This is a genomic window from Gordonia aurantiaca (assembly GCF_039939235.1).
GTDB lineage: Bacteria > Actinomycetota > Actinomycetes > Mycobacteriales > Mycobacteriaceae > Gordonia.
This window is the reverse complement of the sequence record NZ_JBDUUF010000001.1, coordinates 720,615-734,022: the sequence shown is the minus strand read 5'-3', so window position 1 is coordinate 734,022 and position 13,408 is coordinate 720,615. Positions and strand designations below refer to the sequence as shown.

The following is a 13,408-nucleotide window of genomic DNA, read 5'->3' as shown; positions in this document are numbered from 1 at the left end:
CCGGCCGCAAACGGGCGCCACACGACTCGGCGACGGTTCAGCGGATGGTCAGCGGTTGCCCGGCGACCATCAGGACCACCTCGTCGGAGGCCTCCGCGACCCTTGCGTTCAACCGTCCCAGCTCGTCCCGGAACAACCGGCCCGACGCGGTGTCCGGCACGATGCCGCTGCCCACCTCGTTGCTCACCGCGACCACCGGCACGCCGCACGTCCGCCATGCGTCGACGAGGTCGTCGACGTCGGCCCGCACCGCCGCGAGATCGCCGGTCTCCCAGGCATCGTGGTGATCGATCCGGGCCGCCAACCAGGTGCCGAGGCAGTCGACGAGCACCGGACGCCCAGCCGTGCGCAGCACCCCGGCGACGTCGGTGTCCTCGACCGTGGTCCACGACGCCGGCCGGCGCATGCGGTGTTCGTCGACGCGCCGCGCCCAGTCCGGATCATCCTCGCGCGGGCCGCCGGCCGCCGCGTAGACGACGTCCTCGGCGCCCGCGAAGAGCCCCTCTGCGTACCGCGACTTGCCCGACCTCGCGCCGCCGGTGACGAACACCCGCCGCGGTGACGGCCTCCCCATCTCGAGCACCTCCCCGTCGTGTCCCGGCCTGGCCCCGTACTCGGCGAGCCGCCGCCGCAACTCGCCCAGCGGCGGGTTGTGGTGACCGAGATGGACGGCGACGACGTCCGTCCCGTCGACGACGGCGCCGACACCGCGCATCTTCCCGACCATCCGCCCGAAACGGCTCAACCCGAGGTGGCCGTCGGACAATCCCTCCCGGTCGCCGAAGGTCTCCTCGAGGAACACCGCGTCATAGGCGGTGCCGGCGACCGCATCGAACCAAGCCGGTGGCCACGGCCCGGTGTCGGTCGCCCACAGGAGCCGATGCCCACCCGGGCCGGTGAGGTCGTAGAGCACCGCGTCGCCGTCGCGAAAGACTCTGTGGCGGGCGGGGAGAACCCGGACCTCGTACCCGCCGACGAACACGCGGTCCCCGGCCTCGACGGCCCGGAACCGGACCGGATCGTCGGGTCCCAGCCACGGTCGGCAGGCGTCGAGCGCATCGGCCGGGCCGATGAGCTCCAGGTCGCCGACGCCGGCGATCCAGGACCGGTACAGCAGCGCCGACGGCGCGAGGTGGTCGGCGTGGGCATGGGTCACGAGCACGTGTCGCACCGCGGCGAGCGACACCCCGTGCCGGACGGCCGCCCCCATCGCATCGGCCCCGAGGTCCAGCAGCAGTGCGTCGTCCACGAGCGCCGCGGTCTGTGCGCGATGATCGCCGCGGCGGCGGGCGTCGTCACAGGACCCGCAGCGGCAGAATGCATTCGGCCACCCGTCGGCGGCTCCCGTGCCCAGCAGCGTGACCCTCATCGGTCGCCGAACCTCGACGTCTCGGCCGTGACCGACGGCCCGTCTCCCCGGACCGGAAGCACCGCGGGCCCGTCCCGGCGTTGCAGCACCTCGACGTTCGCCGCGTACACGTCCCGGAGCCGCTGCGCGGTCAGCACGTCCGCGGGCGGGCCGTCGGCGACGATGCGCCCGCGGTCGAGCAACACGAGGCGCTGTCCGTACTGCGCGGCCGAGGTGAGGTCGTGCATCGCGGCGATCACCGTGAGGTCGTTGGCCCTGCGCATCGAGTCGACCAGGTCGAGCACCTGCTGCTGGTGGCCGATGTCGAGTGCGCTGGTCGGTTCGTCGAGCAGCAGGACCCGCGGCTGCTGGGCCAGGGCGCGTGCCAGCACGACGCGCTGCAGCTCACCGCCGGACAGCGCGGACGCGAACCGGTGCGCGAAGGCGCGCAGATCCAGCTGGGCGATCACCTCGTCGACGATCGCCCGATCGGCCCGGGTCGACGGCCCGAACCGGGGCAGGTGCGGCGTGCGCCCGAGCGCGATGAGTTCACGCACGGTGGTCCCCTCCGGGACGACGGGCCGCTGCGGCATCAGCGCGACGGCCCGCGCGATCTCGCGGCGGCGGGCCCGTCCGGGATCGACACCGGCGACGTCGATCACCCCGCTCGCCGGGACGAGTCCGGCGAGCGCGTGGAGGAGCGTAGTCTTGCCCGAACCGTTGGGCCCGACCAGCGACACCCACTCCCCCGCGCGGATCTCGAGGTCCACGTGGTGCAGGACCTCGACCCCGCCACGGGCGGCACCCACCCCACGACACACGACGGCGGTCATGACACAACCCGGCCGGTGCGCCGGAGGACGACGAGGAAGAAGGGCGCACCGATCGCGGCCGTCACGACGCCGATCGGCAGCTCCGCCGGCGACATCGCGGTCCGCGCCACCACATCCGCCAGGACCAGGAAAGCCGCCCCCACCAGCATCGACAGCGGCACCAGCAACCGGTGGCCGGGACCGACGAGCAGCCGCACCGCGTGCGGTATCACGATGCCCACGAATCCGATCAGCCCGCTCACCGATACCACGGCCGCGGTCCCGAGGGTCGCCACGCACACGAGGAACAGCCGAACCCGCTCGGGACGGATGCCCAGACTCGACGCCTCGATGTCACCGACCGCCATCACGTCCAGGGTGCGTGCGAACAGCAGCACCACCACGCTGCACACCGCGACGTACGGCGCGACGGTCAGCACCTCCGACCACCCGTCGGTCGCGAGGCGGCCGAGCATCCAGCTGTACACCTGCCGCAGCGTGTCGTCGTGCTGCTGCATGAGGAAGGTCTGGATGGCGTTGGCGAAGGCCGCGACGGCCACCCCGGCGAGGATGATGACGACCTCGGTGCGCGCGCCCCCGACCGTGCGGCCGAGTGCGTAGGTCGCGCCGACGGCCACCAGGCCGCCGAGGAATGCGGCGGGCGGCAGCGCTGCCGAGCCGAGTGTGCCGCCGACGACGATCGCTGTCGTCGCACCCAGCCCGGCGCCGCTGGAGACACCCAGCAGGTACGGATCGGCCAGCGGATTGCGGAAGACTCCCTGATACGCCGCGCCCGCCACGGCCAGCATCGCCCCGACCAGCGCGCCGAGTACGATGCGCGGAACCCGGACCTCCCACAGGATCGTCCGCTGGCGAGGTGTCAGTCCGGAGTCGACATCGACGAGCGGGATCCGGTCGGCCAGCTCCATGAGTACGCCCTTGGCGGTGAGTCCGGCCGGGCCGACGAGCACCGCGAGCAGGCAGGCACCGAGGAGCACGAGCACCGCCCCCGCGATCACGCCGGGGACCATCCGGGCACGCCGCGCGGTCACCGCCTGCGCCGTCATCGCGGTTCCTGTGCTGACCAGGTCACGGCGTCGCCTGCACCCCGGCGTCGGAGACGATCCGCGCGACCTCGCGGAACAGGTCGACGACGCGGGGTCCCCACCGGCTCGCGATGTCCTCGTCGAGCACGTGGATCCGGTCGTCGGCCACAGCCCGCAGATCACCCCAGCCGGCGCGCGCGGCCACCTTCTCCGGCGTGACGCCGCAGCACTGGGAGTCCGCGAGGAAGATGACCTCGGGATCGCTGTCGATGATGAACTCCGCCGAGAGCTGCGGATAGCCGTCCTGACCGGTCGCGATCGAGCGCAGTCCCAGCAGGCGGTAGATCTGGCCGATGTAGGTGTCGTCGGTGACGGTGTAGTACGTGTCGTCGAGTTCGTGGTAGTAGGTCAGCGGCACCTCGCGCAGCGGGACGGTGCGGATGATCTGCTCGATCTCGGTGCGCATCGACGCGACGAGCTTCTCCGCCTCGTCCTCGTGGCCGGTGGCCTCGCCGACCTGCTCGATCTGGGCATAGGTCTCGTCGAGGTTCTTCGCGGCCGGCAGTTGCAGCACCTCGACGCCGACGCGTTCGAGGTTGGCGACGATGTCGTTGTTGTCGTCGGTGAGCACGACGAGGTCGGGATCGTGGGCGAGAATCGCCTCGAAGTTGGGCGTGTAGCCCGACAGTTCGGTGCGCGGCGCGTCGGCCGGGAAGTCGGACTGGTCGTCGACGGCCACCACCTGGTCACCCGCGCCGACGGCGAACAGCATCTCGGTGCCGGTCGGACTCAGTGACACGATCGTCGACGGCGTGCCCGGCGACCCGGTGCCCGACGCCCCGCCGCCGTCACCGGAGGAGCCGCACCCGGCGACGGCCGCGACGAGCAGCGACAACACCACGACGACCGCTGCCCGGGCCGCGTCCCGACGACGAACGGACGAATGCCGGAATCCGACCTGCACGACCACCTCCATGGACATCGCGACGAGAAACGCCCCGCCCGAGCTCACCGGCGCACCAAGCGCCCCTGCACAAGGATGCAGAAGGGGCCCGGCACCAGTGATGCCGGGCCCCTTCTGGGTCTTGCGGAAGATCAGCTACGAAGCGATCACGCCTGGGCGGGCGCCTCGGCGAAGTTCCGGCTCACCTGCGGATCGACGGGGATGCCCGGACCCGAGGTGGTCGAGATGGTGACCTTCTTGATGTAGCGGCCCTTGGCAGCCGACGGCTTCGCGCGCAGGATCTCCTCGTACGCGGCGCCGTAGTTCTCGGCCAGCTTCTTGGCGTCGAACGAGGCCTTGCCGATCACGAAGTGCAGGTTGGCGGCCTTGTCGACGCGGAAGTTGATCTTGCCGCCCTTGATGTCGTTGATCGCCTTGGTGACATCGGTGGTCACGGTGCCGGTCTTCGGGTTCGGCATCAGGCCACGCGGACCGAGGATACGGGCGATACGACCGACCTTGGCCATCTGGTCCGGGGTCGCGATCGCGGCGTCGAACTCCAGCCAGCCTCCCTGGATCTTCTCGATCAGGTCTTCCGAACCGACCTCGTCGGCACCCGCGGCGGCGGCCTCGGAGGCCTTGTCGCCGGCGGCGAACACGATCACGCGGGCGGTCTTACCGGTGCCGTGCGGCAGGTTGACGGTGCCTCGAACCATCTGGTCTGCCTTACGGGGATCGACGCCCAGCCGGATCGCGACCTCGACGGTCGCGTCGGTGTTCTTCGACGAGGTTTCCTTCGCGAGCTCCACAGCCTCCAGCGGACTGTACAGCTTGGTGCGGTCGACCTTCTCGGCCGCGGCCTTGTAGGCCTTGCTCTTCTTGCTCATTGCTCTGTTCCTTCTCCGCACTCACTCGGCGGGGTTTGTGGTGCGGGCCGAGCCGGCCCTCCCACGTGGTCTTTCAGTTGGAGGGCAAGCTCACTCGACGGTGATACCCATCGAACGCGCGGTACCGGCGATGATCTTGGCGGCGGCGTCGATGTCGTTGGCGTTGAGGTCCTCGGCCTTGGTCTTCGCGATCTCGCGGACCTGGTCCATGGTGACCTTGCCGACCTTCTTCGAGTGGGGCTCGCCGGAGCCCTTCTGCAGACCAGCGGCCTTCAGCAGCAGCTTCGCGGCCGGCGGGGTCTTCAACTTGAAGTCGAAGGAGCGATCTTCGTACACGAAGATCTCGACCGGCACGACGTTGCCACGCTGCGACTCGGTCGCGGCGTTGTACGCCTTGCAGAACTCCATGATGTTCACGCCGTGCTGACCGAGCGCCGGACCCACGGGCGGGGCCGGGTTCGCCTGGCCTGCCTGGATCTGGAGCTTGATGATCCCGGCGATCTTCTTCTTCTTGGGAGGCATCCTTGTTCCTTGATTGTTTCCTTGCGAATCCACGCCCGCTGGAGACGTGAAAGTCCTGATGTGTGCGGGCCGAGCCCGCGCGCGCCGTCACACGGCGCACCGGATCAGATCTTCTCGACCTGATTGAATCCGAGCTCGACCGGGGTCTCGCGACCGAAGATCGACACGAGCACCTTGACCTTGCGCTGCTCGGCGTTCACCTCGCTGATCGAGGCGGGCAGCGTCGCGAACGGGCCGTCCATGACGGTGACCGACTCGCCGACCTCGAAATCGACCTCGATGTTGCTCGACGCCGCGGCGGCAGCTGCGGCCTCGACACCCTCTGCGGCCGAGCCGCGCTGGGTGGCGGTCTTCTTGGCCTCGGTACGCGGCATGAGGAACTGCAGCACCTCGTCGAGCGACAGCGGCGACGGCTTGCTGGTCATGCCCACGAACCCGGTGACGCCCGGGGTGTTGCGCACGGCGCCCCACGACTCGTCGTTGAGTTCCATGCGAACGAGGATGTAGCCCGGCAGAACCTTGCGGTTGACCTTCTTGGGCTGGCCGTTCTTGATCTCGGTGACCTCTTCGGTCGGAACCTCGACCTGGAAGATGTAGTCACCGACGTCGAGGTTCTGGACGCGGGTCTCGAGATTGGCCTTGACCTTGTTCTCGTAACCGGCGTAGCTGTGGATCACGTACCACTCGCCGGGCGCGCGGCGGAGCTGCTTGCGCAGTTCCTCGCGGGGGTCGAGCTCCTCTGCGGCAGCCTCTTCGGCGGGGGCCTCGTCAGCGCTCTCCGCCGGGGCCTCGGAATCGCCTTCGGTGGCGTCGGAGTCGGTGGCGCCCGCCTCGTCGACGGCAGCCTCGTCGGCCTCGTCGGACACGGCCGAGTCGACGTCGGTGTCAGTCACCTCGACGGCGTCGGTCGATGCGAGTTCGTTCTCCGGGGTGCTCACTGCAGCCCACGCTCCTTATGGTTCATTCCGGTCGGCTCCCGCTCGCCCGGCCACCCACCGCGTGGGTCAGCCGAACAACCAGAGGACGCCCTTGGCGAAGGCCAGGTCGAGGCCGGCGATGAACGCGGTCATCACGATGACGAACACGAGCACGACGATCGTGTACGTGATCATCTCGCGCCGCGTCGGCCAGATGACCTTCTTCAGCTCGGCGACGACCTGCGTGAGGAACACCCAGATCCGAACGAACGGATTCCGGCTCTCCTCGGCAGGTGCCTTCTTCTTTTTCTTGCGGTCCTTGACGGCCACCGACCCCTTGCCGGAGTCGGCGTCTCCGTCGGTGACGGACACCGTTGACGAGCGGCGGCCACGAGCCGAGCGCTTGCCGGACGGACGCAGCTCCTTGGCGGCGCCGGTCGACTTCTCGTCGGCCTCCTCACCGCCAGTGGCAGCGTCGAGCTCAGCCGCGGTCGAATCCGCCGCGGAACCCTCCGCGGCTTCTTTCGCGCGGGCAGCCCGGTCTCGCTTGCTCAACTTCGCGGTCCTCTCGTCAACGTGTGCCCTTCACCAGGGCAGGGGCGACAGGACTTGAACCTGCAACCTGCGGTTTTGGAGACCGCTGCTCTGCCAATTGAGCTACGCCCCTTTGCGACTTCCCCACCGGGGTGGGTCGGTTGCCATCTCATCGATTCCCGGCCACTAGGGCCGTCACCGGCGTTTCACCGCCGACAAAACCAACGCGCCACCCTGAGGGCAGCGCGCAAGTCTGAATCAATCAGACACTTCAGTGTAGATCACCGGAGCTGCGGACCCAAAATGCGCTCCCAGACCCAGTGTCCACGACCGTACACGCTCGGCCCCGACGGCCGCTCAGGACACCCCCTGACCGGGAGGTTCGGGTCGCGGCCAGTCGTCGAGATCACGCAGCACGGCGCGGTCGTCGGTGGCCACGGCGACCGCCGCGGAGCTGTCCCGCAGGCCCTCGGTGAGCTCGTCGCCGACATTCGCCGGCATCTTCCACCGGCGCTCTACCGCAGGCCGCGGCGGCATCGTCTCGGTCGGTTCGTCGAGGGGCAGCAGATCCGGCCGGACGGCCGGACCCGGCGCGAGACGGAGCAGTCATTGCCGGCCCCGAGAGAGCCGGGAGACGGCCGTTCGCGCGACCTCGGCGACAGCGGAAGCCCCCCGGCAACGCGGGCGCGTCGACGCGTCCGCGTCGCCGGTCCCGGGCGTCGAGACGGGTCGCGCGGCCGAGCGCTTCGGCGTAGCCGTCCTCGGCGTCCGGCAGGTCCCGGCATAGCGCGTCGGTGGCGGTGTCGAAGGCTCGAGCGCGGCCCGCGCGTCGCTGATCGCCTCGTCGACGAGAGGTCTGGTCTCGTCGCCGCCAGCGACGCCACCGGAGCTTCAGCGGTGCGATACCCGGATGGATGGGCACGACGCCATCGCCCGACGCCCCTCGCGCTCAACGGACCGTCCAGCGAGTGACCGAAAACGGCATCGATCCAGCGGGACCCGGTGTGGGGGAGGGTTTTTCACCCCTGGGGACAGGAGACCGAAGACCACCGGACAGACAACAGACGGCGGCGCCCGGGGTGGTCGCCGCCGTCTGTCACTGTGAGAGGGTCAGTTGAACTGGATGACGGCCTGGGCGCGGCCGAAGATGCGACGATCGCCCTGCTTGGCGGTGATCGCGATGGTGCCGCGGCGGGTCTGGGGGTCGAGCGACTTGACCTTGCCGCTGAAGTCGACGGCCGCGCTGTCGTCGGCCGGCACGTACACCGGGCTGGTGAAGCGCACGTTGTACTCGCAGAAGGCGGCCGGATCACCGATGAACTCGGAGATGAAGCTGGCACCGAGACCCATCGTCTGCATCCCGTGTGCGACGACGTTCTCCATGCCTGCGGCGTTCACCACGTGGTCGGAGAAGTGGATCGGGTTGGGGTCCCCGGCGACGCCGGCGTAGTTCGCCAGGTTGCCGCGGGTCAGGTAGAAACGCTTGGGCTCGAGCTCCTGGCCGACGGTCAGGGTGTCGAAGTCGATCGCGCCGTACGCACCCGGGGTCTGGGTGGGGTCGGGCAGATCGTAGCGGCCGGTCGGGGCGTCGACGGTGTGGCCCGGGTCGCCGATCTTGTCGACCTTCATCATCACGTGGTCGAGCGATGCCTCGAGCGCCGGATCGACCTCCAGGCCGGGGCGAGCGGCCAGCGACGTCCAGGTGGTCATGACCGGCTCGTCGTACTGGTTCCAGATGACGTTCTTGGTGACCATCAGGTCGATGGTCTCAGGGCTGGTGACGTGGCGGAAGGACTCGAGCGAGACGTCGCAGACGAGGCGGTCGCCGACCTTCATGGGCTGGTGGTAGACCAGGCGCTGGTCGGTCTGCATGATCTGCCACATGTCATAGCCGGTGACGAAATCGGCGAACAGCTTGCGCTGGGCGATGATGCCGAGCACCGACACGTAGGTGGGAGCGGCGATCAGGGTGTCGTGGCCGTAGGCCTTGGCGCCCTCCTCACTCCAGTGGGTGGGGTGGGCGTCCTGCACGGCCATCGCGTGCTTGCGGACCTCTTCGCGACCGATCTCGTAGTAGTCGTCCACCGTGTAGTGGAAGCCGACCAGCGACGCGGTGTGCGCGGCGATCTCGTCCGGGGTGAGCTTGTGACCGCCGTTCTTCGCCTCCACGATGCGCTCCTGGAGGTCGGTTCCGCTCGCTGTTGTCATTGACCAGTTGCTCCCTTCGCATGACCGGTCCGTGAGCTGGGACCGGACTTCTGTGGACCGTCTCGCGACGTCCCACCCGCGCCGCGCTGCGCGTGTCTTCCTGTGTTCGGTGGCGGTGTGCCGCGGAGCGCTCGTCTACGGATCTCCCGTGTCAGATCCGGCTGGTCCGTGTCCCCCGGCGAGGGCGCGACACACATCCGAGTTCGGTGTTGCGTATTCAGTTGTGCGAATCACTTGCCGATGAGGAGCGAAGCTCCCCCAACAGCAAGACGGGCCACCTCTGGAGTGAGGCAGCCCGTTCGCTGGATCCTGTAACCGGAATCGTGCAGACCTGAGGTCTAGCGGGATTCCTTGTGCGCCTGATGCTTGCCGCAGTTCGGGCAGAACTTCTTGATCTCGAGACGATCGGGATCGTTGCGGCGATTCTTCTTCGTGATGTAGTTACGGTGCTTGCACACCTCGCATGCCAAGGTGATCTTGGGGCGAACATCTGTTGAGGAGGCCACTTGGTTGCCTTCTTTCGGGTGGTACGTGGTCGGGTTCGGCAGTTCCCTCAGGGCTTGCGACCCTTGCGCTCGGTTCCGGTCGGACCCGATGTGTAGCGGTGGGGGGACTCGATCCCCCGACCTCACGATTATGAGTCGTGCGCTCTAACCAGCTGAGCTACACCGCCCCGCGGACTGTCGTCCAGCGAGCCCCCTGACGGAATCGAACCGTCGACCTTTTCCTTACCATGGAAACGCTCTGCCGACTGAGCTAAGGGGGCGTGCCCCGGGCTTTTCTTCCCGAGAGCCTCAACGAGGTTACACATTCATTTCTTCGGAGACAAATCGCAGGTCAGGGACCGTCTTTTCGTCTGCAGTTCTCATGAACGTACACCACGTCGTGGCAGGTATAGGATTCGAACCTATGTAGCTTGCGCGACGGATTTACAATCCGCTCCCTTTGGCCGCTCGGGCAACCTGCCGTGCTGTTCTGCCGGCCGCCGTGGCGGTCGTTCGAACAACGCCGTGAAGAATACAACGAACCCCACGCACCCATGCAAACCGGCTGGTCAGAGGCCTGTTTTTCCGCGTTCGGAACGCACCGACCGGCAGTGCGCCCATGCCCGGCGGGCGGGTACGTCCCGGGCACCGGTGCGTGGACGGCATGGGCCGCCGAGTCGATGACATACGCTGTCCGACATGGCTGATTCATCGTTCGACGTGGTGAGCAAGGTCGACCGCCAGGAGGTCGACAACGCCCTCAACCAGGCCGCCAAGGAGCTCTCGCAGCGCTACGACTTCCGTGGCACCAACACCGGCATCGAGTGGTCGGGCGAGGAGACGATCGTCATCACCTCCGACTCCGAGGAGCGCGCCAAGGCCGGCCTCGAGGTCTTCAAGGAGAAGCTGATCCGTCGCGACATCTCGCTGAAGGCGTTCGACGCGGGCGACCCGGTCGCCTCGGGCAAGACCTTCAAGATCACGGGCAAGCTCGTCCAGGGCATCGACGCCGAGCACGCCAAGAAGATCTCCAAGAAGATCCGCGACGAGGGCCCGAAGGGCGTCAAGGCGCAGATCCAGGGCGACGAGCTGCGCGTCTCGAGCAAGAAGCGTGACGACCTGCAGGCCGTCATCGCCATGCTCAAGCAGGAGGACTTCGGTATCGCCCTGCAGTTCGTCAACTACCGCTAGAGCCGTACAGAGGCGATGTCCATCCCCGCCTGGCGCCGAGCCGGGCGGGGATGGCTTCTCTCGACACCCCGACCCCGACACCCCCAGACGACCGATCCCGACGGCACCCGGCACCGCCGATGCCCCGAGGGCCGCCATCGACTTCGGCAAATGTGGGCAACATCGCACCACAGGGCAGATGTAATCGACATCGACCGGAAACCCGGAGAGGCGTTGCGTCGTTTGACCGATGGATGCGCCTTCCCCACGCCGATCCGATCGGGACCCCCACCCGGCCCGGCGCGGGCTCCCCGGCCGAAGGCGCCGGACACCACGAGGACCCCCATGAATCTGAACGGATTGAAGACCGCGGCACTGCTCGGCCTGATGTCGGCGATCATCGTCGGCATCGGCGCGATGTTCCGCAGCCCCCTGATCCTGTGGGGCTCGGTCATCCTCGCCGTCGGCATGAACGCCTTCGTGTATTTCAACAGCGCCAAGATGTCGCTGCGGGCCATGCACGCCCAACCGGTCACCGAGCTGCAGGCTCCGGTCATGTACCGGATCGTGCGCGAGCTGGCGACCGCGGCGCACCAGCCGATGCCTGCGCTCTACATCTCCCCCACCGAGTCCCCGAACGCCTTCGCGACGGGTCGCAACCCGAAAAACGCGGCGGTCTGCTGCACCACCGGCATCCTGCAGATCCTCGACGAGCGCGAGCTGCGTGCCGTGCTCGGCCACGAGCTGTCGCATGTCTACAACCGCGACATCCTGATCAGCTCGATCGCGGGCGCCATGGCGTCGATCATCAGCGGTCTGGCCAACTTCGCGATGTTCGCCGGCGCGTTCGGAGGCAACCGCGACAACGGGCCCAACCCGCTCGCCATGCTGCTGGTCGCCCTGCTGGGCCCGATCGCCGCCACCCTGGTGAAGCTGGCCGTGTCGCGCTCACGCGAGTTCCAGGCCGACGAGTCGGGCGCCGAGCTCACCGGCGATCCGCTCGCCCTGGCGTCGGCGCTCGCGAAGATCTCCGGCGGCGTGCAGGCCGCACCGCTGCCGCCGAACCCCGACATCGCCGCCCAGTCGCATCTGATGATCGAGAGCCCGTTCCGGGCCACCGATCGCATGGCGAAGCTGTTCTCCACGCACCCGCCGACCGCGGAGCGCATCCGCAGGCTGCAGGAGATGGCGCGCGGGCATCGCTGACGGCGCCACTCCGCATCAGTACCAACCAAGTACCAACCCGGCATCGCCCGCCCGGCCGAGCAGCCGGCGAGACGGCACGCACCCTTCGCCGGCCGGGTCACGACGACGCGCGGCGGCCAGACCCCCGGGGTACGAGCGCCACGCGCGGGGGCGCCGGGTACGCGGTCAGCCCACCCGGTCGATCGTGTAATCCACCAGCGACGACAGCGCCTTGTGCGCCGGCGTCTCGGGCAGCCCGGCAAGCATGCTGTGCGCCTCGTCGGCGAAGCTCTCGAGCTTGGCGCGGGCCGCCGCCATGCCCTCCGACGCGACGAGCAGCTTCAGCGCCTCGTCGACCTCGGCGTCATCGGTGAGCGGACGCGGTGCGCCATCGGGACCGACGAGTAGTTCACGCAGCCGCTCCGACGTGGCGTCGGCGCCGGTGAGCGCGTACAGCACGGGCAGGGTGTGGACGCCCTCGCGCAGGTCGGTGCCCGGGGTCTTGCCGGAGTCCCCCGACACCGAGCTGATGTCGATGATGTCGTCGGAGACCTGGAACGCGACGCCGACGATGTCGCCGATCCGCGAGAGCCGCTCGATGTCGTCCTCGGACGCCCCGGATGCCATCGCGCCGAAGCGTGCGGCGGCGGCGATCAGCGACCCGGTCTTCTCCCACACGACCTGCAGGTAGTGCTCGATGGGGTCGGCGCCGGGCTTGACCCCCACGGTCTCCCGCATCTGGCCGGTGACCAGTTCGGCGAAGGTCTCGGCGATGATCCGCACGGCCTCGGGGCCCAGGGTCGACACCAGTCGCGACGCGCGGGCGAACAGGAAGTCGCCGGACAGGATGGCGATGCTGTTGGTCCAGCGCGCGTTGGCGCTCGGGGCGCCGCGGCGCATGGTGGCCTCGTCCATGACGTCGTCGTGGTACAGCGTCGCGAGGTGGATCATCTCGACCACGGTCGCCGAGGTGATGACGTCGGCATGGTCGGGCCTCGGGCCGAACTGGGCGGCGAGGATCGCGAACATCGGGCGGAACCGTTTGCCTCCGGCCTTGGCCAGGTGCGTGGCGGCCTCGGTCATCACATCGTCGCCGGACGAGAGCTCACCGAGCAGCAGATCCTCGACCCGCTGCAGTGAGGAGCGCACCGTCTCGGCGAACTCATCCGATACCAGGTCCAACCCGGCGAATGTGGACTTCACAGCAACGCCGCCCCATCTCGTCTGATCCGGAAATTCATCTGCGCGGAGAGCCGGAGTCTGCTCGTCTCCCCGCATGCCTGCCGAGCCTATCCCGTCAGGCGTACGGACATACTGTTCGGGTGAGCACCGCATCGTCCAGCAGTCCGGA

The 13,408-nt window shown here is 68.5% G+C and carries 14 protein-coding genes and 4 tRNA genes; 2 read left to right on the top strand and 16 right to left on the bottom strand.

Annotated elements, in window-relative coordinates:
• Positions 1-37: 37 nt before the first annotated feature.
• The 15 genes from ABFT43_RS03340 to ABFT43_RS03270 all read right to left on the bottom strand — a co-directional run bounded on the left by ABFT43_RS03340 (position 38) and on the right by ABFT43_RS03270 (position 10,184).
• The gene (locus tag ABFT43_RS03340; RefSeq protein ID WP_347958960.1) at positions 38-1,369 is read right to left on the bottom strand and encodes a bifunctional adenosylcobinamide kinase/adenosylcobinamide-phosphate guanylyltransferase; all 1,332 of its coding nucleotides are present in this window, start codon (positions 1,367-1,369) and stop codon (positions 38-40) included.
• Positions 1,366-2,181, bottom strand: coding sequence for an ABC transporter ATP-binding protein (locus ABFT43_RS03335; RefSeq protein ID WP_347958959.1), 816 nt, complete (start codon positions 2,179-2,181; stop codon positions 1,366-1,368). Before ABFT43_RS03335 ends, ABFT43_RS03340 begins: the two co-directional genes overlap by 4 nt.
• A complete protein-coding gene (locus ABFT43_RS03330; protein ID WP_347958958.1) occupies positions 2,178-3,227 on the bottom strand; it encodes a FecCD family ABC transporter permease in 1,050 nt (349 codons plus the stop codon). The genes ABFT43_RS03335 and ABFT43_RS03330 overlap by 4 nt, the downstream gene beginning before the upstream one ends.
• A 22-nt stretch (positions 3,228-3,249) precedes the next feature.
• The gene (locus ABFT43_RS03325) at positions 3,250-4,182 is read right to left on the bottom strand and encodes an ABC transporter substrate-binding protein (protein ID WP_347959263.1); all 933 of its coding nucleotides are present in this window, start codon (positions 4,180-4,182) and stop codon (positions 3,250-3,252) included.
• Between the two features lie 134 nt (positions 4,183-4,316).
• Complete coding sequence (rplA, locus tag ABFT43_RS03320) at positions 4,317-5,036, bottom strand: 50S ribosomal protein L1 (RefSeq protein WP_347958957.1); 720 nt, start codon at positions 5,034-5,036, stop codon at positions 4,317-4,319.
• Positions 5,037-5,126: 90 nt separating this feature from the next.
• A complete protein-coding gene (gene rplK / locus ABFT43_RS03315) occupies positions 5,127-5,558 on the bottom strand; it encodes a 50S ribosomal protein L11 (protein ID WP_006900742.1) in 432 nt (143 codons plus the stop codon).
• Between the two features lie 104 nt (positions 5,559-5,662).
• Positions 5,663-6,496 carry a transcription termination/antitermination protein NusG gene (gene nusG, locus ABFT43_RS03310; RefSeq protein ID WP_347958956.1) on the bottom strand — a complete coding sequence of 278 codons (834 nt, stop codon included), beginning with the start codon at positions 6,494-6,496 and terminating at the stop codon, positions 5,663-5,665.
• Between the two features lie 66 nt (positions 6,497-6,562).
• On the bottom strand, positions 6,563-7,030 hold the full coding sequence (secE, locus tag ABFT43_RS03305; protein ID WP_347958955.1) for a preprotein translocase subunit SecE: 468 nt from the start codon (positions 7,028-7,030) through the stop codon (positions 6,563-6,565).
• Between the two features lie 39 nt (positions 7,031-7,069).
• Positions 7,070-7,142: transfer RNA gene (locus tag ABFT43_RS03300), tRNA-Trp, on the bottom strand.
• 224 nt (positions 7,143-7,366) lie between these two features.
• Positions 7,367-7,510: a hypothetical protein gene (locus tag ABFT43_RS03295; protein ID WP_347958954.1), complete on the bottom strand. Its 144-nt coding sequence runs from the start codon at positions 7,508-7,510 to the stop codon at positions 7,367-7,369.
• Positions 7,511-8,119: 609 nt separating this feature from the next.
• On the bottom strand, positions 8,120-9,217 hold the full coding sequence (locus tag ABFT43_RS03290; protein ID WP_347958953.1) for a fused (3R)-hydroxyacyl-ACP dehydratase subunits HadA/HadB: 1,098 nt from the start codon (positions 9,215-9,217) through the stop codon (positions 8,120-8,122).
• Between the two features lie 338 nt (positions 9,218-9,555).
• Complete coding sequence (gene rpmG, locus ABFT43_RS03285; protein WP_003929651.1) at positions 9,556-9,723, bottom strand: 50S ribosomal protein L33; 168 nt, start codon at positions 9,721-9,723, stop codon at positions 9,556-9,558.
• A gap of 93 nt (positions 9,724-9,816) precedes the next feature.
• Positions 9,817-9,890: transfer RNA gene (locus tag ABFT43_RS03280), tRNA-Met, on the bottom strand.
• Positions 9,891-9,910: 20 nt separating this feature from the next.
• Positions 9,911-9,983, bottom strand: a tRNA-Thr gene (locus tag ABFT43_RS03275).
• 120 nt (positions 9,984-10,103) lie between these two features.
• Positions 10,104-10,184: transfer RNA gene (locus tag ABFT43_RS03270), tRNA-Tyr, on the bottom strand.
• A gap of 217 nt (positions 10,185-10,401) precedes the next feature.
• On the opposite strand from ABFT43_RS03270, the gene ABFT43_RS03265 reads away from it, so the two are divergent.
• On the top strand, positions 10,402-10,893 hold the full coding sequence (locus ABFT43_RS03265) for a YajQ family cyclic di-GMP-binding protein (RefSeq protein WP_347958952.1): 492 nt from the start codon (positions 10,402-10,404) through the stop codon (positions 10,891-10,893).
• A gap of 324 nt (positions 10,894-11,217) precedes the next feature.
• Complete coding sequence (htpX, locus tag ABFT43_RS03260) at positions 11,218-12,078, top strand: zinc metalloprotease HtpX (RefSeq protein WP_347958951.1); 861 nt, start codon at positions 11,218-11,220, stop codon at positions 12,076-12,078.
• Positions 12,079-12,243: 165 nt separating this feature from the next.
• Here htpX and ABFT43_RS03255 read toward each other — a convergent pair whose 3' ends face one another.
• Positions 12,244-13,260 carry a polyprenyl synthetase family protein gene (locus ABFT43_RS03255; protein WP_347958950.1) on the bottom strand — a complete coding sequence of 339 codons (1,017 nt, stop codon included), beginning with the start codon at positions 13,258-13,260 and terminating at the stop codon, positions 12,244-12,246.
• Positions 13,261-13,408 lie beyond the last annotated feature (148 nt).

Bases quoted from the DNA above. Each gene is read 5' to 3' on its own strand.
- ABFT43_RS03340 (WP_347958960.1), bottom strand. From the start codon at position 1,369: ATGAGGGTCACGCTGCTGGGCACGGGAGCCGCCGACGGGTGGCCGAAT.
- ABFT43_RS03335 (WP_347958959.1), bottom strand. From the start codon at position 2,181: ATGACCGCCGTCGTGTGTCGTGGGGTGGGTGCCGCCCGTGGCGGGGTC.
- ABFT43_RS03330 (WP_347958958.1), bottom strand. From the start codon at position 3,227: ATGACGGCGCAGGCGGTGACCGCGCGGCGTGCCCGGATGGTCCCCGGC.
- ABFT43_RS03325 (WP_347959263.1), bottom strand. From the start codon at position 4,182: ATGGAGGTGGTCGTGCAGGTCGGATTCCGGCATTCGTCCGTTCGTCGT.
- rplA (WP_347958957.1), bottom strand. From the start codon at position 5,036: ATGAGCAAGAAGAGCAAGGCCTACAAGGCCGCGGCCGAGAAGGTCGAC.
- rplK (WP_006900742.1), bottom strand. From the start codon at position 5,558: ATGCCTCCCAAGAAGAAGAAGATCGCCGGGATCATCAAGCTCCAGATC.
- ABFT43_RS03295 (WP_347958954.1), bottom strand. From the start codon at position 7,510: ATGCCGGCGAATGTCGGCGACGAGCTCACCGAGGGCCTGCGGGACAGC.
- ABFT43_RS03290 (WP_347958953.1), bottom strand. From the start codon at position 9,217: ATGACAACAGCGAGCGGAACCGACCTCCAGGAGCGCATCGTGGAGGCG.
- ABFT43_RS03265 (WP_347958952.1), top strand. From the start codon at position 10,402: ATGGCTGATTCATCGTTCGACGTGGTGAGCAAGGTCGACCGCCAGGAG.
- htpX (WP_347958951.1), top strand. From the start codon at position 11,218: ATGAATCTGAACGGATTGAAGACCGCGGCACTGCTCGGCCTGATGTCG.